The following is a 24,183-nucleotide window of genomic DNA, read 5'->3' as shown; positions in this document are numbered from 1 at the left end:
CGACGCCAGTCGGTTCACTTCCGCTTTTCACGATTCCGTGATTCACGCGACAGCGCCGTCTTCACTCACGTCTCCGCCTGTTCGCCGCGTGTTCACTTTCACCACGCACCGCCGGCGTCTCGGCCGAGCCCCGTCAGCGAGGGATAAATGGAAGGTACAGAGGCGGGGCGGATGGACTATCTGCCCGGACCGGGCGGGTTTTGGTCCCGGAGCCGAATTCGAGGGTGTGGACGCACACCAACGCCAGTTCCGGAACCCCTTCTCGATGGACACCGACTGCACGAACTGCTCGGCGCTCTGCGAGACGCGCGAGCAGGTCGTCCACGGCTACGGCGACGTGGGCGCGGAGTTCCTGTTCGTCGGCGAGGCACCGACCGCGGCCGCGGAGCGGACGGGCGTCCCCTTCACCGGCGACGAGGCCGGCCAGCGCGTCCAGCGCATCCTCGGCGACCTCGGGTTCGTCCGGTCCGAGCCTGACGCCGACGAACCGGACGTGCAGAACGTCTTTTTCACGTACCTCACGCGCTGTCGGCACCCCGACCGCGGGCCGACCGATAACGAAGTCGCGACCTGCGAGCCCTACCTGAACGCGGAGATTCGGATGATAAATCCGCACATCATCGTCCCCGTCGGACAGGCCGCGCTGGAGGCGCTCGCGTTCGATTACACCACGCGCGCGGCCGACAGTTTCGACATCGACGCGGAGCACGCGACGACCATCCGCGGCCGCGGCTTCGAACTCGTCCCGATAAAGGAGCCGGAGCGCCTGACCGACGCCGACGCCGAGGCGTTCGTCGAACACGTCCGCGAGTCGGTGTTCGGCCGGGACTACCGGCAGACGAAAGGGCGGCAGAGTCGCTGAGACGGACGGACGGCCCCCGCCGCGTCCGGGGGCGCGTCCCGCAAGCGGCGGGTTCAAGGGCGCCCCGGCGCGAGGGGAGGGTATGACGGTCATCGCCGTACTCGCCGAACCGCCGCGGCCGGGACTGGTGCTTTCGGAACTCGCGGAGACGAGTCTGCTCTCCGAGTCCGAAGCCGCGGAGCTCTACGCCGCGATGCTCAAAGACGTCTGTATCGCCGTCGAGCGGTCGGGCGGCGACCTCCTCGTCAACTACCGCACCGAGGACGACATCCCCGACGAGTTCGCCGGGGACCACGACTCGGAAGCCGAGGTTCGGAGCGTCGTCGCCGACGCCCTCGGCGGCACCGACGACGCGCGGTTCGAACCGCAGGTCGGGTCGTCGTTCTCCGCCCGCGCGGGCAACACCGTCTCGCATCTCCTCAACGAGGAGGAGGTCCACTCGGTCGCCGTCGTCCGCCCGGTCGCGCCGCTTCTCGGGCGTACCCACATCGACAGCGCGGCGATGAAACTCCGGAGCACGCCGGTCGTCCTCGGTCCTTCGACGGAAGGGCGCGTCTACTTCTCGGGCTTCCTCGACCCCATCGACTTCACCGACGCCTACGCGGAGCCGGAAGTCGAGACGCTCGCCGAGCGCGCCGACGACGCGGGCCACGGCCTCGACTACATCCCGATGCTCCCCGTCCTCGAAACCGGCGCGGACCTCGCCACGGTCGTGCCGATGCTCCGCTCGCGGGTCGAATCCGAGCGCCTCGTCCCCGAGCACACGACGACGTTCGTCTTCGAGAAGGGGCTTCGGGTCGAATCGACCGACGGCGTGTTGGAACTCGTCCGCGACTGAGCGAAGCGACAACACTTAGGTATCCGACTCAAAACTGTCGTGCGAAGGTGGGATGGCGGAGTGGCCTAACGCGCCTGCCTTGAAAGCAGGTTTCCTCACGGAATCCTGGGTTCAAATCCCAGTCCCACCGCATTCTCAGAGAACCGAGACGCGCAGGTTTAGCTGCGCGTCTCCGGTGAACGTGTGACGTGGAGACGGACTGGGATTTGAAGCGGGGAGCGGAGCGAACGACGTGAGCGGAGCGAGTGGGGTTCAAATCCCAGTCCCACCGCGTCCGCTCCAAGCGACACCGACGACCCCACAAAAAGCGACCCGCAGCCCTCGACCCGGTCAGAACCGGTACGCCATCATCACTTCGTCGACGTGTTCGTCGCCGATGGTGTAGTGGTCCCTGCGAATCGCTTCTGTCTCCCAGTCGTGGTCGCCAAGGAACTCCAGCGCGCGGTCGTTCGTCATCGGAACGCTGTTGTACACTTTCCGGAAGCCGTTGGCTTCGGCCCAGTCGAGGCCGCGGCGAAGCAGGAGACTCCCGATGCCCGACCCGCGGTAGTCCTCCTTGACGCCGACGGTCTGCTGGGCGGTCTCGCGGATGCGCGACACCTGCGGGAGGTCGAGGTGCGTCCAGCCGACGACCTCCTCGCCGATAGTGGCGACGAAGAACACCCGAGACTCCACCCGGTTGTGCCGCGTGACCGCCTCGTCGTAGAGGAGTTGCTCGGCGATGGTCTCGGCGACGACGTACGTCTCCTCGGACGTCACGTCTCGAATCGCGTCGATGAGCCCCTCGAAGTCGCGCTGGCGGGCGGGTCGGATAGTGACGATTCCCGCGTCGGTCTCGTGTTCCTCGATGGCTCCCACGTCGAGCGCCAACTGGAGCGTGCCGCCGTCCTCTTCCAGATAGCCGCGGGATTTCAGTCGGTCCAGTTCGGTTCGGAACTCGTCGGACGACACGGGCGCGACGTCGAGGAGGACGTTTCGCTTGGCGGTGCCGTGCCGCTCGACGTACTCGTAAATCAGCTTGCTGGCCTCGGATTCGAACGTCGGGCGCTCGGTCGCTCGCATGACTCCAAGAACGATGGCGTGCCACGCGTATATTTCTTGTTCATCGGTACCAAACTACACGGAGTTGCGACGGCGACCCGACCGCGACGTTCCGCGTGACAAATCCCCACAAATGCGTAACGGCTTTGAATCGGCCTGCCAACGTTCGGGTATGGATTGGCCACACGACCCGGACGGCGAAGAGGGGAGCGAAGGCGGACGCAAGTACGGCCAGGCGGTCATCGCGAAGAAGGTCGACGAAGACGAGGACTTCCCGCTGAACAAAGCGGAGTTCGTCGATGAGTTCGGCGACCACCCCATCCGACTCGACTACGATCGCGTCGTCTCGCTTTCGGACATCTTCGAACACGTCGAAGGCGAGGAGTTCGGCGACTTCGTCGAACTGCACAAGGCAGTCGGCAAGGCGATGCGCGAGAACGGCTTCTGGTTCTACGAGGGCGCAGAGCAGTTCGTCACCGGCAAGAAGGCGTAAGCTTCGAGGCTCCGATTTTCGGCCCGCGACGCCGACTCAGTTGCCGGACCCCTGAAACGAGGTCCGCTCTTGGACTTCCCGCTCGATAGCGTCGCGCTCCCAAGTGCGCGTCTCGTCGCCTTCGACTTCGGCTTGGACTTTCTCTTCGAGGAGCGTGACGGCGACGCTGTTGGCTCCCTCTGGGATGATGAGGTCCGCGTGTTTCTTCGTCGGCTCGATGAACTGCTCGTGCATCGGCTTGACCGTCGAGAGGTACTGGTCGATGACGCCCTGAAGGTCGCGTCCGCGGTCGATGGCGTCGCGCTGGATGCGCCGGAGGATGCGAACGTCGGCGTCGGTCTCCACGTAGAGTCGGAGGTCGAGCATCTCGTTTACGTCCTCGTCGTAGAGCGCGAGAATTCCTTCGAGGATGATGACGTCGGTCGGTTCGACGGTCTCCCGCTCGGGCTTTCGGTTGTGAATCTCGAAGTCGTACTGCGGCATTTCGACCGCTCTCCCCTCCAGTAACTCCGAGAGCTGTTCGTACAGGAGGTCCCACTCGAACGCCGAGGGATGGTCGTAGTTCAACTGCTCGCGTTCGGCCATCTCCAAGTGACTCTGGTCTTTGTAGTAGTTGTCAATCGGAATCCGTGTCACGGACTCGCCGACGTTCTCCGTGATGAGTCGGGCCACGGTGGTTTTCCCGGCACCGCTCCCCCCCGCGATACCGATGACGAACGACGGGATAGTCATTGTCCCAAAGACGCCCGCGAACGGGTTTGAACGCAGCGATTCACCGGCTCCGACGCGAGCGTATATAAAGAACGTTGTCTGACGTTCTCACACAGCCGATTCTCGCACCGCCGTCGGTCGCAATTATCATGGCTTTTCAAACGCGGGGAGTAAATTTTATAAGTGGGAGTTGCCATTGCCTTTCACATGGTACGTGATATCGTACGCCGCGACTTCCTCAAGGGAGTGGGAGCCGCGGGCGCGGCAGGCTTGACTGGCTTATCCGGATGCATCGGTGGCGGCGGCGGTGGCGGTGGCCCCGAGGGGCTCGTCGTTATCGGCTACCCCGAAAGCGGTATTCAACTGTTCCGTGACTACTACAGCGCGTCCGACGGGAGCGAGGAGATACTCGTGCCCGACGGGATGCGCTCCGGCTCGATGCCCGGGCAGGTCGGCAACGACATGGCGAACGTGACCGGGACGGCACCCGCGGCGGGCGGTCCGAACCAAGACACGTTCAATCAGCTGTTCCAAGACGAGTACGGCGCAGCACCCGGCGTCTTCACGTCGCAGACGTACGACTCGGTCGCGATTCAGCTGCTCGCGAACGCCGCCGCCGGCGAGAACTCCGGCCCGGCCATCAAAGACCAGATGCGCCGGATGGCGAACCCCGAGGGGATGACCGTCGGCCCCGACAACCTCGTCGAGGGCGTCGAGGCGGCCGCGAACGGCGAAGACATCAACTATCAGGGCGCGTCCTCGTCCGTCAACTTCGACGAGAACGGCGACCCGGCGGAAGCCGCGTACGCCATCTGGGAGTTCGATGCCGAGAACAACGCCACGTCGAGCGTCGAGACGCAGTCGTTCGCCGGTGAGAACCCCGACGGGAACGGCCCGTCCGCGGACAGCGGCCCGGGCGGTTCCGACCGCGAGATGTCGGTCGGTATCCTCCTGCCCGAGACCGGTGACCTCGCGGCCGTCGGTGCGCCGATGATTCAGGCCGGTCAGATTCCGGTCATGCAGGTCAACGACGCCAACCCGGCCGGACTCTCCGTCAACGCGCAAATCGAAGACACCCAAACGTCCCCGGACGCCGGTGTCTCCGCCGCGCAGTCGCTCGTCTCCGCGGGCGTTCCCTCGGTCTGTGGGTCCGCGTCGTCCGGCGTGAACGTCCCCGTCTCGCAGCAGGCGTTCATCCCGAACGAAATCGTCGGCTGTTCGCCGTCCTCGACGGCGCTGTCCGTCTCGAACCTCGAAGACAACGACTTCATCTTCCGGACTGCACCGTCCGACTTCCTGCAGGGCCGCGTCATGGCGCAGGTCATGGCCGAGCGCCTCGAAGTCAGTTCGGTCTCGACGCTGTACGTCAACAACGACTACGGCCAGCAGCTCTCGGAGCGCTTCTCGAACGTGTTCAGCGACTCGTTCGAGGGCGAGGTGTACAACCAGGTCGCGTTCAACATCGGCGAGTCGTCGTACTCCTCCGTCATCGAGACGGCGCTCTCCGGCCCGGACAGCTAAGACCGACCCGACAGACCCGATTTTTTCTTCGTCGCCGACGACGCGAGCGGCCGCGCTCCGCGAGTCGCACACAACTTGACCGACACAAGTCACTCATACGACCGCTGACAGCTATGCGTCGATGAAGCGCCGCGGCCTCCTCTCGAAGGCCTCCTACGCGGCGTGCGACTGCTGGAACGCGAACGCGACGGCGACGCTCGGCGGCGGTTCAGACGGTGACGATGATGACGACGACGATGGCAGCGACGACGGCGTCGGCGACAGTAGAGACGGCAGTCTCTCGGTCGAGTCGTTCGAGTCCGTCTGCGAGTGAGCGCCGAAAAAATAGCGTGGACCGTCGGGACGGACTATCCGCCGAGGAAGTCCTGCCGGACCTGTTCGTCTTCGAGGAGCGCGGTGCCGGTGTCCATGTAGCGGTTCTGTCCGTTGGCGAGGACGTAGCCGCGGTCACAGCGCCGGAGCGCCTCCTTCGCGTTCTGTTCGACCATCAGGATGGCCGTGCCGGCCTCGTTGATTTCGTCGATTTTGTCGAACATCTCCTCGACGAGGTCGGGCGCGAGCCCCGCCGACGGCTCGTCTAAGAGCAGGAGGTCGGGGTCGAGCATGAGCGCGCGACCCATCGCGAGCATCTGCTGTTGCCCGCCGGACATGGTGCCCGCCTTCTGGTCTTTCCGCTCTCTGAGGATGGGGAACCGCTCATAGACCGCCTCCATGGCGTCCTGCGGCACCTCGTCGAGAATGTACGCGCCCATCTCGAGGTTCTCTTCGACCGTCAGCGTCGGGAAGATGTTGTCGTTCTGCGGGACGTAGCCGATGCCGACGTGGATGATGTCCTCGGGTCGGCGGCCGGTGATGTCCTCGTCTTTGAACCGGACGTTGCCGCCCATGTGGGCGGTCAGCCCGAAGACCGACTTCATCGTCGTGGACTTGCCGGCCCCGTTCGGCCCGACGATGGTGACGTACTCGCCGTCGAACACGTCCATGTCGACGTCGGTGAGAATCTGGAGGTCGCCGTAGCCGGCGTCGAGGTTGCGGACGCGCAGAAGCACGTCGTCGCGCCCCTCGACGCCCGCGCCGCTCGTCGCGTCGGTGTTGGCGTCGACGCTCATACGTTGCCTCCGAGGTAGGCCTCGATGACCTCTTCGTTGCTCCGAATCTCGTCGGGCGTCCCCTCCGTGAGCACCGAGCCCTGGTGGAGGACGATGACGTGTTCACAGTTGTCCATGATGAGGTCCATGTCGTGTTCGACGAGCAGGAACGTGTAGCCCTGCTCGCGGAGTTCGTGTACGTGTTCGAGTAGCTTCTTCTCCAGCGTCGGGTTGACCCCGGCGAACGGCTCGTCCAACAGCAGCATGTCGGGGTCGGTCAGAAGCGCCCGCGCCATCTCGAGCAGTTTGCGCTGGCCGCCGGAGAGATTGCCCGCGTACTCCTCTGCGATGTGGGCGATGTCGAAGAAGTCGAGCACCTCCCAGACGCGTTCGAGCAGTTCCTCTTCCTGTTCGCGGACGTCGTCGCGGACGCCCGGCATGACGGAGCGCCACAGCGCCTCACCGCGCTGGTTTTTCGGCGCGAGCATCATGTTTTCGAGGACCGTCATCTCGCTCAGTTCGCGGGCGATTTGGAACGTCCGAACCATCCCGCGGTTGGCGATTTGGTGGGGTTCCTCGCCGGTGATGTCCTCGCCGTTGAACGTGACCGTCCCGGCGTCGGGCTTGAGCATGCCCGTGATGAGGTTGAACGTCGTGGACTTGCCGGCCCCGTTCGGCCCGATGAGTCCCGTGAGCGTTCCGGACTCGACCTCGAAGGTCGCGCCGTCGACGGCGGTGATGCCGCCGAAGGACTTCTCGAGTCCCTCGACTTGCAGCGGGTAGTCGACCGACGTATCGACGCCGGAGGCGAACGCGCCGAGCGCGCCCTCGTCGACCTTGTTCGCCACGTCTTCGACGGGCTGGTCGGCGGCGTCACTCATCGGTCTCACCTCCCTGAGCCGCGGCGTCGACACCGCCGTCGGTGCGGACCGAGTCGTCGTCGCCGCCGTCCGCGGCCATCGACTTCGGCCGCGACAGCGGGATGACGGACGCGGTCTCCTTGCGGTAGCCGAGCATCCCCTCCGGCCGGTTGTGCATCAGCCAGATGAGTACGAGTCCCATCACGACCAACTGGAGTTGCCGGATGCTGTCGACCGTGTACAGGAGGAACGGCACGGGGTCGAACTGCGAGATGAGCGGCGAGATTGCCTGCCCGAAGCCGGACGGCGAGTCGAGGTTGGGGAACACGGCCGACACGAGATTCTGGAAGTACCGCGGTCCCTGGTAGAGCACCGCCGCGAAGATGGCTCCACCGAGGACGCTCCCCGTGTTCGAGCCGGCCCCGCCGATGATGAGCGCGATCCAGACGAAGAACGTCACGCGCGGGCGGAAGAAGTTCGGCGTCACCGCGCCCTGCGGGACGAGCCAGAGGATGCCGGCGAGTCCCATGAGCGCACAGCCGAGCATGAACGACTTGATTTTGAACCGGTCCGTGTTCTTGCCGAGGGCGTTCGCCACGTCTTCGTCCTCGCGGATGGCCTTCAGCACGCGACCGAACGGCGACTCGCCGGTGCGCTTGAGCAACCAGTAGAACCCCGCGACGAAGCCGAGGAGCAACAGCCCGTAGATGAGGCCGTCGACGACCGGCTTGGGGTTCCTCGGCACCACGACCTGGAAGGCGTCGACGAACCCGAGATAGCCGTTCCAGAGACCGACACCGCGAAGCAACGCCTCCAGCGGCGGAGCGAAGTCGAGGATGAGGCCCGACCCGCCGCCGAAGCCGACGCGGTTACCGAGCAACTGGAACTGCTGGAGTTCGCCCGAGAGGAAACTGAACCGGACGATTTCCGACATGGCGATGGTGACGATAGCCAAGTAGTCGGCCCGCAACCGGAGCGCCGGCAGCGCGACCACGAGTCCCAAGAGCGCGGCCGCGAGCATCCCGGCGAGGATGCCGACCCAAAGCGGGAGGCCGAGACCGCCGACCTGCGCCGCCCCGCCGGCGACGTACGTCGGTTTCGTCACGATTGCCGTGACGTAGACGCCGACGGCCATGAAGCCGACGATGCCGATGTTGAACAGCCCGGTGTACCCCCAATGGAGGTTGAGCGCGAGCGACAGCATGGCGAAGACGCCGATGTAGAACGTCAGCGTCGCGATGGAGTTGAGCTGTCCGCGGAGCGTGTACCCGAGGACGAGCCCGGCGAGGACGTACGCGAGGTACGTCCCGAGGAGGACCAGCACGATGAGACCCGCGTCGCCGCCCGGGATGCGGGCGGTGAAGTCGTCGCGGACGCTCATGCGGTCGCCCTCCCGCTGAACAGCCCGGACGGTTTCACGAGGAGGATGACGATCATGACGACGAAGGCCGCGGCCCGCGAGAACGCCGAGGGAATCCACAGGACCGACATCGACGCCGTCAGCCCGATGACGAGGCCGCCGGCGATGGCCCCGTAGATGGAGCCGATGCCGCCGAGGATGACCGCGGCGAAGATGAGAAGCAACAGGAGCCACCCGTCGTTGAACCCGAGGGTCCCCTTCCAGAGAATGAACATGTACCCGGCGACCCCGGTCAGCCCGCCGCCGATAATCCACGTCGCGCGGACGACGCGCTCGGTCGAGATACCGGTGATGAGCGCGAGGTCCTTGTTGTCGGCCATCGCGCGCATCGCCTTGCCGAGTTTCGTCCGCTGTAAGAGCACGTGAACCCCGAGCATCAGCGCCGAGGCGACCACGAGGAGCGTGATGTCGTGCGCGTTGATGAAGACCGTGCCGTCGATGAAGTACAGCGATACCGAGGGCGGCTGAGCGGTCGTGCCGCGCACGTCAGAGCCGAAGACGAACTGCATCAGGTAGCGGAGCGCGAACGCGACCCCGATGCTCGTGATGAGGAGCGTGATGCCGTCCTCGTTCCGAATCGGTTTGAAGATGGTGCGGTCGACCGCCAGCGACAGCGCGATGGCGAACGCACCGGAGACGACGATGCCGGCGACGACCGCGAGCGGCGTCGAGAGCATCCCGATACCGAGCGTCCCGCCGTAGACCGACCCCCCGGCCCCGACGAGCAGGAGCGCGCCGATGTCGGCGCGTCCCAACCCGGCGATGAGGTACGTCGTCGCCCACCCCGAGAACGCCCCGGCCGTGATGTAGTCGCCGTGCGAGAAATTAGCGAAGTTTAGAATGCTGTACGTCATCGACAACCCGATGCCCGCGAGGCCGATTACGAGCCCCCGCATCAGACCATCCCAGACGAGCGTGCCAATGTCGGCAAACTGCGTCTGCCCTGTTGCTAACCCGCGAAGCAAGTCACCGAGAAGTACGACTACGATGACCGCCAAGACGAGCGCGAACGGACGCTCGATGGCGAACTGCCTGCCACGGGAGTAGGTTTCGGCAATACCCATTGATAACTATCCTCATGATATGTGCGGACGATAAACATAGATAAATCTTTCTTCATCGGTCGTCTTTACTGACCCCGCTTGGCACCCCGCAGGACCTCGATTACTCGAATTCGGCCCAAATCGGCGACACTTAAAAGCGGATAGAGCCACGACAGACCCCCATGCGCGTCAGTTCGGCGGCGTTTTCGGACCTCGACGACCTCGACGACCTGTGGGTCGAACTCGCCGCGGACCAGCGGGCGTTCGGGTCGCACCTCCGCGCCGACGCCAACCGAACACCGATTCGGGAGGCGCTGGCGCGACACGTCGCCGCCGACGGCGTGCTCGTCGCCCGAGAGGGACAGGAGAACGACGCGACCGGAGAGACCGGCAGAGACGGCGGAGGCGACAGAAGCGGCGCGGAAGGCGTGGAGGACGCGGAGGCGGGCGACATCCTCGGCTTCGTCATGTTCGACATCGAGGCGGGGGCGTACGAACAGGACGCGACACGGGGGATGATTCGGAACCTGTTCGTCCGTCCGGCGCACCGAGACGCCGGTGTGGGCACGCGACTGCTGACGGCCGCAGAGGCCGCGCTCGAGGACGCCGGAGCCGATACCGTCGCGCTGGACGTGCTTGCGGACAACGCCGCCGCCCGTCGGTTCTACCGGCGACACGGCTATCGACCGCACCGCGTCGAACTGGAGAAATCGATGCGAAACGATACACACTCAAAGGAGGACCGGTAATCGACAGACGCGCCAGGAGAGCATGGGCGGTTCATGCACTCGACTTGTAATCGAGACTTCGTGGGTTCAAATCCCACTCCTGGCTTCTCTCGCCGTTTCGCTCGGGTTCCTACTTCGCCTCGTCCGTCACGAGCCACAGTCGCACCGAGAGCCGCGCCGACGCGCCGTCAGTTCCGGCGGGCGGGCGACCGCACGCGGATGAGAAGGAGCGACCCCGGCACGCCGAGGACGAGCGCGCGGAACGGGTTATGCTTGATGATAATGTCGGGGTCGAGCGGCTCCGACTGGAGGTCGGTGATGCGGATGCACGAGTAGTAGACGGTGACGTGGGTCAGTACGTACGCGAACGCCGCGGGGACGACGACGGGGTACCGAATGCCGCTCATCGCCAGTCCTTCGAACGCGAATGCGGTGAGCGCTGAGATGAACAGGAGATTGCCCAGTTGGAGCGTGACGCCGGTTAACGCCGTTATCGCGGTGTCGAACAGCGACGCGCCGTAGGGCGTGTACGTGAGCGCGGTCACGACAGCCACGGCTCCGAGAAAGAGCCCGGCGAACAACCCAGACAGCGCGTACACGAACTCCATTGGAGGACCGTTACGGGACCGACGGAGGCGAGGAATTTAGTTCTACCCCCTCGTTATCGTGGGAGAAAATCAGAGAACGCCGTCCTGCGTGCCGGTTGACGGCCGTCGAGACGGAATTTTATCTTTACCCGGAACGTCCTGTTCGGTATGAACGCGACCGACCAGTTCATGCTCGCCGTGACGCTTCTCATCTTCGCGCTCCTCCTCGTCGGCTTGATTCTCGCACTCGGGTAGGGAGAAAACTTATGTGATATTCATGGAGGATACTAGTTACCATGCCGGAATGTCAGAACTGTGGTTCGTTCGTGACGCCCGCATACGCCCGAGTCTTCACCCCCGATGGCATGGAGAATCCGCGCGTCTGCCCGAACTGCGAGGATATGGTTCGCGACGGCGCACAGGTGCGAGCGGCGCGTTCACCGAGAAATCACTAACGGACCGGACCGTTACTGAGCGACGTGGTAGTGTTCGGCGTCCTGTCGGACGAAGCCGCGCTTCGAGAGCGTACTGAGAATGCTGTAGAGAGCGATTTTCTTCATCTCCAGCCCGTTTTGCAGGTCGGTGATGGACGCGCCGTCGTTCGTGGTGAGATAGAGGTACACGAGTTTGGCCGAGGGCGATTCGAGTTCGCCGGGGACTTCGATGGTCGGAACCGTCTGTTGCATGGTCGTTGTCATCCTCTTTGCTTCGACGATAATAAAACTCTCTTACAACAATCGTCGAAGAACAGAGGACGAGAGTGAGGCTTCGAACGTCCCGAATTCGGGAGAATCGTTGTATCCGTCACGAATATACATTGTATGAAATGCGGCGTTCGACGCCGCCGACTTCGACTGTCGTCGAACGAAGCGAGTCGCGGTCCACTCGGCGCGCTCGCGCCTCGACGGCCCGCGGTTTCGAGACGGAAGGGGCGGGAGTCGAACCACGCGAAGCCATTGAAAACCACCGGACCGACCGTGAGGGCCTGTGCCGGTGTGCTCTACCACTGAGCCACCCTTCCGGTCGGACGTAAGGGTCGAGCGGGCAAATAGCCGTTGGTGGACTCGGTCGCAGTCTCACGGTTTGACGGGGTGAGCGCCGTCGGTGCGCCGCTCTGCGTCGGGTCGTGTCGGCGTCGAAAGAGAAGGTCGTCCGCGACTCGGACGGGCCGAGGTCGGCTCAGTAGCTCCGAATCTTCGGCTCGTACGTCTTGTTCTCGCCTTCGAGGATGACCGGCTTGTACCAGAGTTCCGGGCGGCCGTCGTTCCACGAGAGCATCGTGTGCTTGAGCCACTCCTCGTCGCGGCGCTCTTGGTACTCCTTGCGCCAGTGGGCACCGCGGAACTCGTTGCGCGCGAGCGCGCCGAGCGTGATTGCCTCCGCGATGTCGAGGATGTTGCGCGTCTCCAGCGTCTGGAGGAGGTCCGTGTTGAACGTCCGCGACTTGTCGCCGACGAACACGTCCTGGTAGAGTTCACGCGCCTCGCGGATGTCGCGGAGCGCGTCCTTGAGCGCCGACTCCTCGCGGAAGACGTTCACGTTGCGCGTCATCGACTTCTGGACGCGCTCGCGAATCTCGGCCTGCTGGATGCCGTCTTCTCGCTCCAGGAGGGTGTCGATGGTCTCGCGCTCGTCTTCGACGGCGCGCTGGACGAGGTCGGCCCCGGAGGCGGACGCGCCGGCGTCTGCCGCCGTCCCGCCGTCCGCGACGGCGTCCTCGCCGATACCGGCTTCGCCGAGTTCGACCGGCGAGTCGACCTCGCCGAGTTCGTAGTCGCCGACCTTGCCGGTCGTGATTTCGGCTTCCTCCATGTCCTTGCCCGCGGCGTGGTGGCCGGCGCGCTTCCCGAAGACGATGAGTTCGGGGAGCGCGTTGCCGCCGAGGCGGTTGCCGCCGTGGACGGACGCGCAGGCGCACTCACCGGCCGCGTAGAGGCCGGAGATGCACGTCTCGCCGTTCTCGTCGGTCTCGATACCGCCCATCGCGTAGTGCTGGCCGGGCTTGACCGGCATCGGCGCTTCGAGGGGGTTGACGCCCTCGAAGTCCTCCGAGAGGTGGACGATGTTCTCGAGGCGGTCGATGATGCGCTCCTCACCGAGGTGGCGCATGTCGAGGTGGACGTACTCGTCTTCGATGCCGCGGCCCTCGTTGACCTCCGTGAGTTCGGCCCGGGAGACAACGTCGCGCGAGGCGAGTTCGCCGAGGTTGTTCGCGTAGCCGTACTCGAACATGAAGCGCTCGCCGTCCTCGTTGTAGAGGATACCGCCCTCGCCGCGGACACCCTCGGTGATGAGGACGCCCGTCGAGGGGAGCGTCGTCGGGTGGAACTGGATGAACTCCATGTCCTCCATCGGCGCGCCGGCGCGGTAGGCCATGGCGACGCCGTCGCCGGTGTTGGCGACCGCGTTCGTCGTGTGGTCGTAGACCTGTCCGAGACCGCCGGTGGCGAGGATGACGCCGTTGCGGGCGCGGAAGCCCTCAACCTGTCCGGTCTGCACGTCGTAGGCGACGATGCCGTGACAGTTTCGGTCCTCGGGCTTCTCCTCGTCGGAGACGGCCAGTCGGGTCACGTGCCACTCGTCGTAGACCTTGATGCCGCGCTTGACGAGCTGCTCGTACATCGTGTGGAGCAGCTGGTGGCCCGTCTCCGCGCCCGCGTAGGTGGTCCGCGGGAACGAGAGCCCACCGAACGGTCGCTGACTGACGCGGCCGTCGTCGTCACGGGAGAACGCCATCCCCCAGTGTTCGAGCTTGATGGTCTCTTTCGGGCTGTCCTTACAGAGGGTCTCGGCCGCCGGCGCGTCTGCCAGATAGTCCGAGCCCTTCATCGTGTCGTACGCGTGGTCCTCCCACGAGTCGCCTTCGCGGAGCGCGGCGTTGATGCCGCCCTCCGCCGCGCCCGTGTGACTTCGGACCGGGTGGAGCTTCGACACGATGGCCACGTCGGCCCCTTCCTCGTGTGCCGCAATCGCCGCGCGCAGGCCCGCCCCGCCCGCGCCGACTACGATAACGTCGTGTTCGTACATGGTGTGTTTGGGTGTGTCGTAGGGTTGGTCGAACTTCAGGGTTTCACCGGGAAGTTCACCAGAACTTCAGGTTGTTCTTAATCGCCTCGCGCTTGAGTTCCTGGATGTGCTCCGTGAGGGGGATGTCCTTCGGGCACACCTCGGTACAGGAGAACTGGGTCTGACAGCGCCAGACGCCGTGTTCCTGTTCGAGGATTTCGAGGCGGCGCTGTTTCATGTCCTCGCCCTCGCGTTCGTCCATGGCGAAGCGGTAGGCCTTGTTGATGGCCGCGGGACCGAGGTACTCGTTGTCGCCGGCGGCGATGTTACACGAGGACATACACGCGCTACACCAGATGCAGCGGGTGGACATCTTGACCTTCTCGCGGTTCTCGCGCGTCTGGCGCTGCTCGTCGAGTTCGCCGTCCGGAAGCGAGTTCGTCTGGAAGTACGGCTCGACCGACTCCATCTGGTCGTAGAAGTGCTCCATGTCGACGACGAGGTCTTTGACCACGTCGGCGTGCGGGAGCGGCTCGACCCGAATCGGCTCCGAGAGGTCCGACAGCTGGGTCTTACAGCCGAGTCGCTGCGAGCCGTTGACGAACAGCGCGTCGGACCCGCAGATGGCCTGCCGGCAGGAGTGCCGGAAGGTAAGCGAGGAGTCGTAGTGGTCCCGCGCCCACATGAGGGCGTCGAGGACCGTCATCCCCTGCTTGTACGGGACGTGGAAGTCGTCGAAGCGGGGCTCCTGTTTCTCCGGCACCTCGGGGTCGTAACGGAAGACCTTGAGGTGGAACGTGTCGTCCGCGGAGCGCGCCTTCTCGGCCGCCTCGGCCTCGCGCTGCTCTTGGACTCGCTCGGCGCGCTCGCGCTTTTTCGCGTCGCGCTTCTGCTTGCCGGCGGACGCCGTCTCCGTGGTCGATTCCTCTTCGACAGATTCGGGAACTTGCGTGCTCATTAGATGGGAACACCTCCGGCCCACGCGAGGGCCGTGCGGACGCCCTGCACGATGAGGAGGACGCTCGCGAGACCGAGAATCGCCTTGACCGCCGTCTTCCGGGTGCCGGAGAGGCCCTGGTTGACGAGGGCGTTGTAGACGCCGTTGACCCCGTGGAACGTCGCGGTGACGAGGAACAGGATCATCAGCGAGAAGTACGTCAACTGCTCCATGCGCGCCTGTGAGAGGGCGAACGTCACTTCGTCGGCGTGGTTGACGAAGTGGAGCAGGAAGAAGTGGAACGCCAGCACCACGACGAGGAAGGCGGCTGTCAGCCGCTGCCAGAGCCACCGCCGGCCGCCGGGTTCGAAGGACGTGTATCGTTCTGCCATTAGATGCTCACCCCCGAGAGGAACGTGGGAACGCTCGCGACGACGATGACACCCGTCAGGATGAGCGACGCGTAGAAGCTCTTGTCCTGCGCTTCCAGCCCGACGCCCAGGTCGACGAACAGCAGTCGCAGTCCGTTGAGGATGTGAAACACCGCTACCGCGAGCAGTCCGACTTCGAGAATACGCACGACTAGGAGGCTCTCCAGCGCCTGAATCGTGTTCGTGTACGCCGCCGCGCCCGAGAGGGCCGTCGACAACACGGCGATGTGGGTAAAGAGATAGCCCACAAGCACCCAGCCGGTGAACTTGTGGAATATCCAGGCCCACATGCCGGCCGAGAACTCCCGCCATCTGCTGAAGTCCTCGATGAGGCCCCGATTGTAAGACTGACTCATGCTCTTGTGAGTGTCGGGAAGGGGAGGGTATAGAACTTACGTGTATGGAGTTTCGTGAGGGTTGGCAAGAATCGCCGGACCCCGTGTGTCTCAGTTCGGAGCGGCCGGTCTCAGAGCGTCGTCTCGGGAGCGCCGGACTGCTCGCGCTCGACGACGCGCCGCACCTTGTCCTTCAGTTCGACGAGGTGGCAAAGCGGGTTCCCGGGGTAGACGACCGGGTTTTCGAGGACGCCGACGAGCAGGCCCGTGAAGGGGGCGACGACGGTGACGTTGTCGTCCTTGAACGGGTTCGTAATCGTGCAGATGCGGTCGCCCTCGTGGACGAGCGCGCCGCGGTCGTGGTGCATGTCGACGATGCCGCCCGCGTCGGCGCGGAGCCACGTCTTCTCGTTTTCGTCCGAGATGACGGTCCGCCAGCCCGGCCAGTTGACCGTCGAGGTCCCCCGGAGGCCGTACTCGGCGAAGACGCTCTCGACGCCCGCGAGCGCCTCGTCGATGAGTTCGCGCTGGAAGCGGTGTGCCTCGCCCATCTCGACGGTGATAGCCGGCGTCCCGCTCGCCGACGACTCGGTCCGGAGCATCCCGCTGGACCCGGAACTGTCGATGATGACGTGCGAGCCGAAGGCGTTGGCGAGACGCGCGACGGCTGGGTCGGACATGTCCGCGCGGACGTGGAGCATGTTGGTCCGCCCCCGCGTCGACGTGTGGAAGTCGATCCCGAGGTCGCAGGGCGCGATGAAGTTCTGGTAGATGCGGTGGGCCATCCGCTTGGCCCCCGTGGAGGTCTCGGAGCCCGGGAACGACCGATTCAGGTCGCGGTCGTAGATGGGGAGGTACCGCTGTTGGGCGAGGAACGCGGGGACGTTCATCACCGGCATGCAGACGAGCGTGCCCGCGAGGTCCGCGAGGTCCCACTCGTACGCCACCTCGCGGACGACCTCGATACCGTTCAGTTCGTCGCCGTGGGCGGCGGCGGAGAGGAACACGGTCGGCCCCGGCCGCTCCCCGTTGATGATGGTGACGGGGATGCGAACCGGGTCGCCGAGATACGTCTCGGAGATGCCGTACCGGATGTCCTGTGTCTCGCCCGGCTCGACCTTCCCGCCGTTGTAGGTGAAGGCCTCGTTGTCGGCCATGTGATGCGATGGGAGGGCCGGGGTTATAAACGGTCGCGACGGACCGCCCGACGCCGTCCTCGCGCCCGCGAACCCCGGGCGGCCGGCTCTCGACCGTCATGTCTTTGAAACCCGGACAATATCAACTGAGTATGTCCACCACAGACGACACCGTACGTGTCGGCGTGCTTTCTCTGCACAACAGCAAGGAGACGAAGGCAATCCTCAACGCGGTCGAAGACCTCGGTCACGAACCGGTGTGGCTCCGTCGGGAGAACGCGGCGGTCAGCATCGAAGACGGCGAGGTGACAGTCGAGCCTGAGGTGGACATCATCGCGAACCGACTGCTCCTGTCGAACACCGAAGAACCCGCCGAACTGCTCGGGCTGGCGACGACGTTCAACCGCATCCGACCGATGCTCAACGAGCCCGACGCGGTCCTCGCGGCCATCCACAAGTTCGCCACGGCCGCGACGCTCGCCAACTGGAACATCCAGGTGCCCGACGCGCTCCTCGCGCTCTCGAACGACCGACTCAACAAGGGCCGCGAGCGCTTCGGCGACGTCGGCGTCTACAAGTCCGCCATCGGGACCCACGGCGGCGGGACGTGGAAGGTCGACCTGACCGAGCCCGTCAACCCGAAGGTCGGCAACCGACAGGCGTTCCTCCAGAAGCTCATCGACCGCGACGGCGACCGCCACCGCGACCTGCGCGTCTACATCGTCGACGGCGAAATCGTCGGCGCGATGTACCGCTACGCCCCGGAGGGCGACTGGCGGACCAACGTCGCTCTCGGCGGCGACGTGCTCGACGCGACCGACGAGATGCCCGAGGAGGCCAAGGAGACGGCGCTCTACGCCGCCGAAGTGATGGAGATGGACTACGTCGGCGTCGACCTCGTGGAGGGCGACGACGGCTGGTTCGTCCTCGAAGCGAACCCGACGGCCGGCTTCAAGGGTCTCTACCAGGCGACGGGTAAGAGCCCCGCGCCGCACATCGCGAAGCTCGCAATCGAGCGCGCGGGCGGCGAGGTCGACGAGACGCGCGTCGAGGAACTGTCGGCGACGCTCGACGACTCCGTCCCCTCGTGCGCCCCCAACGAGTCGCCCATCATCGACGGCGAAGCGCCCCTCATCGGCTACATCGAGGAGGTCGTCGTCAACGGGACCAGCGGCTCCCAGCAGACCCTCGCGAAGTCCGACACCGGTGCGACCCGGACGAGCATCGACACGAGCCTCGCCGCCGAAATCGGCGCGGGGCCAATCAAGAGCATGACGCGCGTGAAGTCCGGGAGCCTCAAGAGCGGGAAGGCCCGCCCCGTGGTCGACCTCGTCATCGGTATCGGCGGCACCCAGCACACCGTGACCGCCAGCGTCGAGGACCGCTCGCACATGGACTACCCGCTGCTGCTCGGCCGCGACATCCTCGAACACTACCGCGTGGACGTGCGCCGCCGCGCCAACGCCGACCGCAACGACAGCGACGACGAGGAAGAAGAGCTCCTCGAAGAGTAAGTCGGCCGACGCCGCGCCCGCGACAGACGCGCCCGCTGCTGTCGCGTGCGCTCGCGACCGTTCCCGAGACACGCGCACTTTTCTCCCCGACGGCCCAACCACGAGTCGATGAGCGACGACGCCTACCGCGAACTCCGTTCGGACCCGCACCTCGGCGATGTGGTCGAAGAACACGGCCCGCTCTCGCTCGACCCCGCCGACGACCCCTTCGAGCGACTGGTCGTCTCGATTGTCAACCAACAGCTCTCGACGACCGCGGCGGCGACGATTCGGGACCGCCTGCTCGACCGCGTCGAGGTCACCCCCGAGGGGATACTCGCCGCCGACGAGAGCGTCCTGCGCGACTGCGGCCTCTCGAACCAGAAAGTGGGCTACGTCCGCAACGTCGCCGACGCGTTCCAAGACGGCCTCTCGGCCGAATCCCTCCAAGCGATGGACGACGACGAGGTCGTCGCGGCGCTCACCGAGATTCGCGGCGTCGGCGACTGGACCGCGAAGATGTTCCTCATCTCCGTGCTCGCCCGCGAGGACGTGTTTCCGGTCGAGGACCTCGGGATTCGACGCGGCATGGAACACGTCTTCGGGTTCGAACGCGACGCCGTCTCCCGCGGCGAGATGCGCGAGCGCGCCGAGCGATGGGCCCCCTATCGGAGCTACGCCAGTCACTATCTCTGGCGGTCCGTGGACTAACGCTGGAAAGGTGGAAAGTAACGGAGCCCCGAATAATCGACAGACTGCGTCGATGTCTTCTGTCGATTGAATAAACGCCTGTTTCGTTTATATTTCGCGCGAGGGAAACGTTGAAACCGCCGCGCACTATAACGTTCGTCCATGAACGTAGATGACGTCAACAGTATCACCGTTCTCGGAGCGGGCAACATGGGCCACGGCATCGCGGAGGTCGCGGCCCTCGCCGGCTACGACGTCGTACTGCGCGACATCAAAGACGAGTTCGTTCAGAAGGGCTACGACCAAATCGAGTGGTCGCTGAACAAACTCGCCGAGAAGGACCGACTGTCGCAGGACGACGCCGACGCCGCGCTCGCCCGCGTCTCGACCGCGGTGGACCTCGGCGAGGCCGTCACCGACGCCGACGTCGTCATCGAGGCCGTCCCCGAGAAGATGTCCATCAAAAAGGAGGTGTACACCGAATTAGAGGAACACGCTCCCGACCACACGGTGTTCGCCACCAACACCTCCAGTCTCTCCATCACCGAACTCTCCGAAGTGACGGAGCGACCCGAGCGCTTCTGCGGGATGCACTTTTTCAACCCGCCGGTCCGCATGGACCTCGTCGAAGTCATCTCGGGCGCACACACCGCCGACGAGACGCTCGAACTCGTCGAGGACCTCGCCGAGGCGATGGGCAAGACGCCCGTCCGCGTCCGCAAGGACAGCCCCGGCTTCATCGTGAACCGCATCCTCGTCCCCCTGATGAACGAGGCCGCGTGGATCGTCCACTCCGGCGACGCGACGATGGCCGAAGTCGACTCCACGACGAAGTACGACATGGGCCTCCCGATGGGGAGTTTCGAACTCGCCGACTACGTCGGCATCGACGTGGGCTACCACGTCCTCGAATACATGCACGAGGTGCTCGGCGACGCCTACGAACCCTGTCCGCTCCTCTCGGAGAAGGTCGAAGAAGGCGACCTCGGACAGAAGACCGGCAAGGGCTTCTACGACTACGAGGACGGCGAGGGCGCCGAGGTCCCCCACGACGAGGGGAGCGAAGCGGTCAAGAACCGCCTGCTCGGCGTCATGGCGAACGAGGTCGCCGGCCTCGTCGGGAACAACGTCGCCGACCCGGCCGCCATCGACCGCGCGGTCAAACTCGGCGGGCGCTTCCCGGACGGTCCGGCGAAGATGGCCGACAACGCAGGCATCGCCACCCTCGTCGACGCGCTCGACAAACACCACGACGAGACCGGTGCGGAGCGCTACGAGGCCGTCGAGTACCTCCGCGACCTCACCCAATCCGGCGAGGGCTTCTACGGCGGCGAGGAGGAATCTGACGACGCCCCCGCGTTCGACGACATATCCGTCGAGGTGCGCGACGGCATCGGCCACATCACCCTCGACCGCCCGCACCGCCTCAACACTATCAGCATCGAACTGATGGACGAACTCTCCGAGGCGCTCGACACACTCGCCGACGACGACGAGGTTCGCGCCGTGCTCCTCACGGGGGCCGGCGACCGCGCCTTCTCCGCCGGGGCCGACGTAACGAGCATCGCTGCGGGCGGCGGCGACGCCGTCTCGGGCGTCGAAATCTCTCGGAAGGGCCAACAGACGTTCGGAAAACTCGAGGAACTCGACAAGCCGGTCATCGCCGGCATCGACGGCTTCTGTCTCGGCGGCGGGATGGAACTCGCCATGTGCGCCGACCTCCGCATCGCGACGGAGCGCTCCGAACTCGGCCAACCCGAGCACGACCTCGGGCTCCTCCCCGGGTGGGGCGGCACGGTCCGCCTCCAGCGCATCGTCGGCACCGGCCGCGCGAAGGAGATTATCTTCAGCGCCGACCGCTACGACGCCGAGACGATGGCCGACTACGGCTTCATCAACGAGGTCGTCGAGAACGACGGCTTCGAAGAGCGGGCCTTCGAGTACGCAAAGCGGTTCGCACAGGGCCCGCCGGTCGCCCAGCGCTACACCAAGCGCGCCATGCACAACGGCTGGGAAGACACCGACTCCGGGCTGGAAGTCGAAGCACAGGCGTTCGGCCTGCTGTTTACCACCGCTGACCTGATGGAGGGCATCGCCGCCTTCACGAGCGACCGCGACCCCGAGTTCACGGGCGAGTAAGCCGCCGTCGTGGGTGGGTTCCTCTCACTCACCCACGATGGAACGCAACGCTTAAAATAGTCCAACGACCACTCGTGAATGCAGACGCTCGGTTGGTGTAGTCCGGCCAATCATCTTGGCCTTTCGAGCCGAGGACAGGGGTTCAAATCCCCTACCGAGCACTTCTCTGCTGAACTATCCTCCAAGCGACCGCTCCGCGTGTCGCTTGGACTGTGAAGCAGGAACTGAGAGCCAAGGGGATTTGAAGCAGGGAGCGAACAGAGTGAGCGACTGAGGTTCAAATCCCCTACCGAGCACTTCTGTCGAACACAAATCTCCGAGAGACCTCCGTGTCTCTCGGTCTTGTGAGACTGAATGCACGACGAGGGATTTGAACTAGCGAGCAAATCTCTGATTTGCGATTGAGGTTCAAGTTCCCTCCTGAGTCAAATGGGTTCGTGATACCGGAACTCCGATTTAGACTATCAAGGATAGACTCCAATTTGCACAGCAATCAGCCATTTGTCGAGTGAACAGTATTAATCAGACATCAGCGGCGGTTGTTTGAAGTCAAGAGATCGGATCTGAGTTGCTCCGTAAAACGCAGATCGGAATGATATTTAACTGGTGTAGAATGAATTGTCTGACAAATGTCACAGAGTTGGTTTACTGAAAAAGGTGCATCTGGAAGGATTAGTCTGGAAAGAACCGATGATGGATGGTTCGTTGTTGATCCAGGTGAGGTCGGCAAGACAAAGTGTGTCTTAGAAGGTAACGATGACCTCGGGCACCTAGACTCCATTCGGGATTTAGACATCACCATCTCAAACTTCCGCTGGGGTACGGGAAACAACGTCAACTATCTGTACGGCAGAGTTCAAAAAATACCTGTTCAGGAAAAGAGCCAGAAGAGACCGAACAAGCGGACAGAATCAGAGAGTAATCAGACAAAACGACAGCAGGCATCAACTAACGAACTCTGGGAGCTTGACGACTTTAGTGGATCAGGAAAGTACGTTGACGTCGAAGCGACGATTGACGCGATATTTTTTATAAAAAAGAACACGGGTGAGATCCCAGATATGAAAGGAGAACTCACAGATGACAGCGTATTTCGTCCAGTCACGTTCATTGTTGAAGATGGTGTCAAGCATCCATATCTTGGTGAGGGGAAGAAATTCCGGTTTGAGGGTGTAAAAGATCACTACTATAAGAAAGAACATGAGATTCAAGTGGTCATCAATAAGAATACAGATTTTGTTGAGTTGAATTAAACCAAGAATCTGCGCGTGCTCGCCGACGTAAATAGATCCACACAACAAGTAATATCAAATACTTCGGCCATTTGATTAGCTTACACGTTTTTAACGATAGCAATTAAAATATACTCGATAGCATGGAACACGGACGTTCGGGGGTTCGATGATGCTCGAAGAGTTCGTCGCGCAAATCGACCCCGTCGTGGTCCGCCTGTTCGTCGCGGCGGCGTTGGGGATGTTCCTCGGGTTGGAACGCGAGCGGTCGAAAAAGAGCGCCGGCGTGCGGACGTTCACGCTGACGAGTCTCCTCGGGGGCGTCGCCGTCGCCGTCGGGAGCGACGTCCTCCTCGCGGCCGGCGGGTTGCTGGTGGTCGTGCAGGCGGTGTTGCTCGGGAGTCGCGGACTGGTCGAACATCGGTCGAACGCCCGGAGCGCCGACCGCGAGACCGACCCGAACCACGATTCCGACGCGGACTTCGATGTCGATTCCGACACCGAGGCCGGCGACGCCCGACGCGACGACGCCGGAGCCGCGCGGTTGGACGACCTCGGCGTGAGCCTCTCGCTCACCACGTCCACGTCGCTGTTGGTCGCGTACGCGGTCGGCGCGGCCGTCGTGAGCGGCTTCGTCATCGAGGGGGTCGTCGTCGCGCTCACCTCGTCGCTCCTGTTGGTCCTGCGGCGCGAACTCCACGGGTTCGCCCGTCGGCTGACGACCGACGAGGTTCGGAGCGCCGTCGAGTTCGCCATCATCGCGTTCGTCGTCTACCCGCTACTTCCCGAGGGTCGCGTCGGGCCGTGGGACGCCGTCAGCCCCCGAACCGTCTGGTTGCTCGTCGTCGCGGTGAGCGCAATCGGCTTCGTCAACTACGTCATCATCCGGCGATACGGCGACCGCGGCATCGCCATCACGGGGTTTTTCGGCGGGCTGGTGAACTCGACCGCCGTCATCGGCGAGATAGCCGGGCGGACGAGTCGAAACCCGTCGATTCGGCCGCTCGCGGCCAGCGCGATTCTCATGGCCGACGCGGCGATGGCGCTCCGGAACCTCTCGCTCGTCGTCGTGTTCGTGCCGGAGCTGGCGGTCGAGGTAGGGGTTCCTCTCGGCCTCGTCGCGCTCGTCGGGGTGAGTTACGCGCTGCACTCCCGCGAGTGGGGCGTCGACCTCGACGTGTCGTTCGAGTCGCCGTTCAGCCTCGAAAGCGCACTCAGGTTCGGCGTGTTCTTCCTCCTCGTGTTGCTCGCCTCCGCGGCGGCACAGGAGTACTTCGGCGCGACCGGGTTCATCGTGACGAGCTTCATCGGCGGGTTAGTGTCGAGCGGGTCGGTCGTCACGACCGCCGTCACGCTCTACGGCGGCGGTACAATCGGTGGGACGACCGCCGTCGTCGGCGTCCTCGCCGGCACCGTCGCGAGTATCGCGGTCAAGGTCGCGCTCGCGGCGAGCGTCGACCGCGAACTCTTCGGACCAGTCGCTCGACGGAGCGCACTCCTCGTGGCCGCCGGCGTCGTCGGCGTCGTCATCGTCGCCTTTCGGCCGTGAGTCTCGCGGGACGGCCCGTCGGACGCGAAACCCCGCCTCGGCA

General features: G+C 64.3%; 25 protein-coding genes and 4 tRNA genes. 15 read left to right on the top strand and 14 right to left on the bottom strand.

Going from position 1 to position 24,183, the window contains the following annotated elements:
• Positions 1-226 precede the first annotated feature (226 nt).
• From AUR65_RS05015 to AUR65_RS05005, 3 genes are all read left to right on the top strand, one after another.
• Positions 227-862: a uracil-DNA glycosylase gene (locus tag AUR65_RS05015; protein WP_058568995.1), complete on the top strand. Its 636-nt coding sequence runs from the start codon at positions 227-229 to the stop codon at positions 860-862.
• 82 nt (positions 863-944) lie between these two features.
• Positions 945-1,700, top strand: a complete 756-nt coding sequence (locus AUR65_RS05010; RefSeq protein WP_058568994.1) for a hypothetical protein — start codon at positions 945-947, stop codon at positions 1,698-1,700.
• Positions 1,701-1,746: 46 nt separating this feature from the next.
• Positions 1,747-1,830: transfer RNA gene (locus tag AUR65_RS05005), tRNA-Ser, on the top strand.
• A gap of 200 nt (positions 1,831-2,030) precedes the next feature.
• Here AUR65_RS05005 and AUR65_RS05000 read toward each other — a convergent pair.
• The gene (locus tag AUR65_RS05000) at positions 2,031-2,762 is read right to left on the bottom strand and encodes a GNAT family N-acetyltransferase (protein ID WP_058568993.1); all 732 of its coding nucleotides are present in this window, start codon (positions 2,760-2,762) and stop codon (positions 2,031-2,033) included.
• Positions 2,763-2,913: 151 nt separating this feature from the next.
• Between AUR65_RS05000 and AUR65_RS04995 the strand changes: the two genes are divergently transcribed.
• Positions 2,914-3,234, top strand: a complete 321-nt coding sequence (locus AUR65_RS04995; RefSeq protein ID WP_058568992.1) for a DUF5785 family protein — start codon at positions 2,914-2,916, stop codon at positions 3,232-3,234.
• A 36-nt stretch (positions 3,235-3,270) separates the two neighbouring features.
• On the opposite strand, the gene udk is transcribed toward AUR65_RS04995, so the two are convergent.
• The gene (gene udk / locus AUR65_RS04990; RefSeq protein WP_058568991.1) at positions 3,271-3,966 is read right to left on the bottom strand and encodes a uridine kinase; all 696 of its coding nucleotides are present in this window, start codon (positions 3,964-3,966) and stop codon (positions 3,271-3,273) included.
• Between the two features lie 186 nt (positions 3,967-4,152).
• On the opposite strand from udk, the gene AUR65_RS04985 reads away from it, so the two are divergent.
• Both AUR65_RS04985 and AUR65_RS04980 read left to right on the top strand, forming a co-directional pair.
• Positions 4,153-5,466 (top strand): ABC transporter substrate-binding protein, encoded by a 1,314-nt coding sequence (locus AUR65_RS04985; RefSeq protein ID WP_058568990.1) that lies wholly within the window; start codon positions 4,153-4,155, stop codon positions 5,464-5,466.
• Positions 5,467-5,587: 121 nt separating this feature from the next.
• A complete protein-coding gene (locus AUR65_RS04980; protein WP_058568989.1) occupies positions 5,588-5,779 on the top strand; it encodes a hypothetical protein in 192 nt (63 codons plus the stop codon).
• 34 nt (positions 5,780-5,813) lie between these two features.
• Here AUR65_RS04980 and AUR65_RS04975 read toward each other — a convergent pair whose 3' ends face one another.
• The 4 genes from AUR65_RS04975 to AUR65_RS04960 are packed head-to-tail and all read right to left on the bottom strand — an operon-like array spanning position 5,814 to position 9,730.
• Positions 5,814-6,575 (bottom strand): ABC transporter ATP-binding protein, encoded by a 762-nt coding sequence (locus tag AUR65_RS04975; RefSeq protein ID WP_058568988.1) that lies wholly within the window; start codon positions 6,573-6,575, stop codon positions 5,814-5,816.
• Positions 6,572-7,435, bottom strand: a complete 864-nt coding sequence (locus AUR65_RS04970) for an ABC transporter ATP-binding protein (RefSeq protein ID WP_058568987.1) — start codon at positions 7,433-7,435, stop codon at positions 6,572-6,574. The genes AUR65_RS04975 and AUR65_RS04970 overlap by 4 nt, the downstream gene beginning before the upstream one ends.
• Complete coding sequence (locus AUR65_RS04965; RefSeq protein ID WP_058568986.1) at positions 7,428-8,795, bottom strand: branched-chain amino acid ABC transporter permease; 1,368 nt, start codon at positions 8,793-8,795, stop codon at positions 7,428-7,430. The genes AUR65_RS04970 and AUR65_RS04965 overlap by 8 nt, the downstream gene beginning before the upstream one ends.
• Positions 8,792-9,730, bottom strand: coding sequence for a branched-chain amino acid ABC transporter permease (locus AUR65_RS04960; protein WP_172795825.1), 939 nt, complete (start codon positions 9,728-9,730; stop codon positions 8,792-8,794). The genes AUR65_RS04965 and AUR65_RS04960 overlap by 4 nt, the downstream gene beginning before the upstream one ends.
• Before the next feature lie 329 nt (positions 9,731-10,059).
• Here AUR65_RS04960 and AUR65_RS04955 point away from each other — a divergent pair, with 329 nt between their 5' ends.
• Together AUR65_RS04955 and AUR65_RS04950 are read left to right on the top strand one after the other, a co-directional pair.
• Positions 10,060-10,626, top strand: a complete 567-nt coding sequence (locus tag AUR65_RS04955; protein WP_058568984.1) for a GNAT family N-acetyltransferase — start codon at positions 10,060-10,062, stop codon at positions 10,624-10,626.
• A gap of 11 nt (positions 10,627-10,637) precedes the next feature.
• Positions 10,638-10,711 (top strand) — tRNA-Thr (locus AUR65_RS04950).
• Positions 10,712-10,793: 82 nt separating this feature from the next.
• On the opposite strand, the gene AUR65_RS04945 is transcribed toward AUR65_RS04950, so the two are convergent.
• Positions 10,794-11,213 carry a hypothetical protein gene (locus AUR65_RS04945; RefSeq protein ID WP_058568983.1) on the bottom strand — a complete coding sequence of 140 codons (420 nt, stop codon included), beginning with the start codon at positions 11,211-11,213 and terminating at the stop codon, positions 10,794-10,796.
• Positions 11,214-11,488: 275 nt separating this feature from the next.
• Here AUR65_RS04945 and AUR65_RS20585 point away from each other — a divergent pair, with 275 nt between their 5' ends.
• On the top strand, positions 11,489-11,647 hold the full coding sequence (locus AUR65_RS20585) for a DUF7563 family protein (RefSeq protein WP_013035319.1): 159 nt from the start codon (positions 11,489-11,491) through the stop codon (positions 11,645-11,647).
• A 12-nt stretch (positions 11,648-11,659) separates the two neighbouring features.
• Here the strand turns inward: AUR65_RS20585 and AUR65_RS04940 are convergent, their stop codons facing one another.
• From AUR65_RS04940 to AUR65_RS04915, 7 genes are all read right to left on the bottom strand, one after another.
• Positions 11,660-11,878, bottom strand: a complete 219-nt coding sequence (locus tag AUR65_RS04940; RefSeq protein WP_058568982.1) for a helix-turn-helix domain-containing protein — start codon at positions 11,876-11,878, stop codon at positions 11,660-11,662.
• A gap of 237 nt (positions 11,879-12,115) precedes the next feature.
• Positions 12,116-12,213 (bottom strand) — tRNA-OTHER (locus AUR65_RS19680).
• Positions 12,214-12,371: 158 nt separating this feature from the next.
• Positions 12,372-14,219, bottom strand: coding sequence for an FAD-binding protein (locus AUR65_RS04935; protein WP_058568981.1), 1,848 nt, complete (start codon positions 14,217-14,219; stop codon positions 12,372-12,374).
• A gap of 55 nt (positions 14,220-14,274) precedes the next feature.
• Positions 14,275-15,156, bottom strand: a complete 882-nt coding sequence (locus AUR65_RS04930) for a succinate dehydrogenase/fumarate reductase iron-sulfur subunit (protein ID WP_058568980.1) — start codon at positions 15,154-15,156, stop codon at positions 14,275-14,277.
• Complete coding sequence (locus AUR65_RS04925) at positions 15,156-15,527, bottom strand: succinate dehydrogenase hydrophobic membrane anchor subunit (RefSeq protein WP_008094908.1); 372 nt, start codon at positions 15,525-15,527, stop codon at positions 15,156-15,158. The genes AUR65_RS04930 and AUR65_RS04925 overlap by 1 nt, the downstream gene beginning before the upstream one ends.
• Entirely contained in the window at positions 15,527-15,922 is a 396-nt protein-coding gene (gene sdhC / locus AUR65_RS04920; protein ID WP_004974453.1) for a succinate dehydrogenase, cytochrome b556 subunit, read from the bottom strand. Before sdhC ends, AUR65_RS04925 begins: the two co-directional genes overlap by 1 nt.
• A 110-nt stretch (positions 15,923-16,032) precedes the next feature.
• Entirely contained in the window at positions 16,033-17,058 is a 1,026-nt protein-coding gene (locus tag AUR65_RS04915; protein ID WP_058568979.1) for a succinylglutamate desuccinylase/aspartoacylase family protein, read from the bottom strand.
• A gap of 131 nt (positions 17,059-17,189) precedes the next feature.
• On the opposite strand from AUR65_RS04915, the gene AUR65_RS04910 reads away from it, so the two are divergent.
• The 6 genes from AUR65_RS04910 (at position 17,190) to AUR65_RS04885 (ending at position 24,140) form a co-directional block, all read left to right on the top strand.
• On the top strand, positions 17,190-18,551 hold the full coding sequence (locus AUR65_RS04910) for a putative ATP-dependent zinc protease (RefSeq protein WP_058568978.1): 1,362 nt from the start codon (positions 17,190-17,192) through the stop codon (positions 18,549-18,551).
• 108 nt (positions 18,552-18,659) lie between these two features.
• A complete protein-coding gene (locus AUR65_RS04905) occupies positions 18,660-19,241 on the top strand; it encodes a DNA-3-methyladenine glycosylase family protein (protein ID WP_058568977.1) in 582 nt (193 codons plus the stop codon).
• 141 nt (positions 19,242-19,382) lie between these two features.
• A complete protein-coding gene (locus AUR65_RS04900) occupies positions 19,383-21,359 on the top strand; it encodes a 3-hydroxyacyl-CoA dehydrogenase/enoyl-CoA hydratase family protein (protein WP_058568976.1) in 1,977 nt (658 codons plus the stop codon).
• Positions 21,360-21,445: 86 nt separating this feature from the next.
• Positions 21,446-21,520: transfer RNA gene (locus tag AUR65_RS04895), tRNA-Glu, on the top strand.
• Positions 21,521-21,988: 468 nt separating this feature from the next.
• Positions 21,989-22,612, top strand: a complete 624-nt coding sequence (locus AUR65_RS19455; protein WP_146047385.1) for a hypothetical protein — start codon at positions 21,989-21,991, stop codon at positions 22,610-22,612.
• Positions 22,613-22,763: 151 nt separating this feature from the next.
• Positions 22,764-24,140, top strand: a complete 1,377-nt coding sequence (locus AUR65_RS04885) for an MgtC/SapB family protein (RefSeq protein ID WP_058569136.1) — start codon at positions 22,764-22,766, stop codon at positions 24,138-24,140.
• Positions 24,141-24,183 lie beyond the last annotated feature (43 nt).

Origin of the sequence: Haloferax marisrubri, assembly GCF_001469875.2 — an archaeon.
Lineage (GTDB): Archaea > Halobacteriota > Halobacteria > Halobacteriales > Haloferacaceae > Haloferax > Haloferax marisrubri.
This window is presented reverse-complemented; position numbering and strand designations above follow the sequence as displayed.

Excerpts from the sequence above, each read along its gene's own strand:
- sdhC (WP_004974453.1), bottom strand. The coding sequence starts at position 15,922 with ATGAGTCAGTCTTACAATCGGGGCCTCATCGAGGACTTCAGCAGATGG.
- AUR65_RS20585 (WP_013035319.1), top strand. The coding sequence starts at position 11,489 with ATGCCGGAATGTCAGAACTGTGGTTCGTTCGTGACGCCCGCATACGCC.
- AUR65_RS04955 (WP_058568984.1), top strand. The coding sequence starts at position 10,060 with ATGCGCGTCAGTTCGGCGGCGTTTTCGGACCTCGACGACCTCGACGAC.
- AUR65_RS04980 (WP_058568989.1), top strand. The coding sequence starts at position 5,588 with ATGAAGCGCCGCGGCCTCCTCTCGAAGGCCTCCTACGCGGCGTGCGAC.
- AUR65_RS04925 (WP_008094908.1), bottom strand. The coding sequence starts at position 15,527 with ATGGCAGAACGATACACGTCCTTCGAACCCGGCGGCCGGCGGTGGCTC.
- udk (WP_058568991.1), bottom strand. The coding sequence starts at position 3,966 with ATGACTATCCCGTCGTTCGTCATCGGTATCGCGGGGGGGAGCGGTGCC.
- AUR65_RS05000 (WP_058568993.1), bottom strand. The coding sequence starts at position 2,762 with ATGCGAGCGACCGAGCGCCCGACGTTCGAATCCGAGGCCAGCAAGCTG.
- AUR65_RS04915 (WP_058568979.1), bottom strand. The coding sequence starts at position 17,058 with ATGGCCGACAACGAGGCCTTCACCTACAACGGCGGGAAGGTCGAGCCG.
- AUR65_RS04905 (WP_058568977.1), top strand. The coding sequence starts at position 18,660 with ATGAGCGACGACGCCTACCGCGAACTCCGTTCGGACCCGCACCTCGGC.
- AUR65_RS04900 (WP_058568976.1), top strand. The coding sequence starts at position 19,383 with ATGAACGTAGATGACGTCAACAGTATCACCGTTCTCGGAGCGGGCAAC.
- AUR65_RS04965 (WP_058568986.1), bottom strand. The coding sequence starts at position 8,795 with ATGAGCGTCCGCGACGACTTCACCGCCCGCATCCCGGGCGGCGACGCG.
- AUR65_RS04910 (WP_058568978.1), top strand. The coding sequence starts at position 17,190 with ATGTCCACCACAGACGACACCGTACGTGTCGGCGTGCTTTCTCTGCAC.
- AUR65_RS04985 (WP_058568990.1), top strand. The coding sequence starts at position 4,153 with ATGGTACGTGATATCGTACGCCGCGACTTCCTCAAGGGAGTGGGAGCC.
- AUR65_RS04970 (WP_058568987.1), bottom strand. The coding sequence starts at position 7,435 with ATGAGTGACGCCGCCGACCAGCCCGTCGAAGACGTGGCGAACAAGGTC.
- AUR65_RS04960 (WP_172795825.1), bottom strand. The coding sequence starts at position 9,730 with ATGCGGGGGCTCGTAATCGGCCTCGCGGGCATCGGGTTGTCGATGACG.
- AUR65_RS04940 (WP_058568982.1), bottom strand. The coding sequence starts at position 11,878 with ATGCAACAGACGGTTCCGACCATCGAAGTCCCCGGCGAACTCGAATCG.
- AUR65_RS04945 (WP_058568983.1), bottom strand. The coding sequence starts at position 11,213 with ATGGAGTTCGTGTACGCGCTGTCTGGGTTGTTCGCCGGGCTCTTTCTC.
- AUR65_RS04935 (WP_058568981.1), bottom strand. The coding sequence starts at position 14,219 with ATGTACGAACACGACGTTATCGTAGTCGGCGCGGGCGGGGCGGGCCTG.
- AUR65_RS04995 (WP_058568992.1), top strand. The coding sequence starts at position 2,914 with ATGGATTGGCCACACGACCCGGACGGCGAAGAGGGGAGCGAAGGCGGA.
- AUR65_RS05010 (WP_058568994.1), top strand. The coding sequence starts at position 945 with ATGACGGTCATCGCCGTACTCGCCGAACCGCCGCGGCCGGGACTGGTG.
- AUR65_RS04975 (WP_058568988.1), bottom strand. The coding sequence starts at position 6,575 with ATGAGCGTCGACGCCAACACCGACGCGACGAGCGGCGCGGGCGTCGAG.
- AUR65_RS19455 (WP_146047385.1), top strand. The coding sequence starts at position 21,989 with ATGTCACAGAGTTGGTTTACTGAAAAAGGTGCATCTGGAAGGATTAGT.
- AUR65_RS04930 (WP_058568980.1), bottom strand. The coding sequence starts at position 15,156 with ATGAGCACGCAAGTTCCCGAATCTGTCGAAGAGGAATCGACCACGGAG.
- AUR65_RS04885 (WP_058569136.1), top strand. The coding sequence starts at position 22,764 with ATGCTCGAAGAGTTCGTCGCGCAAATCGACCCCGTCGTGGTCCGCCTG.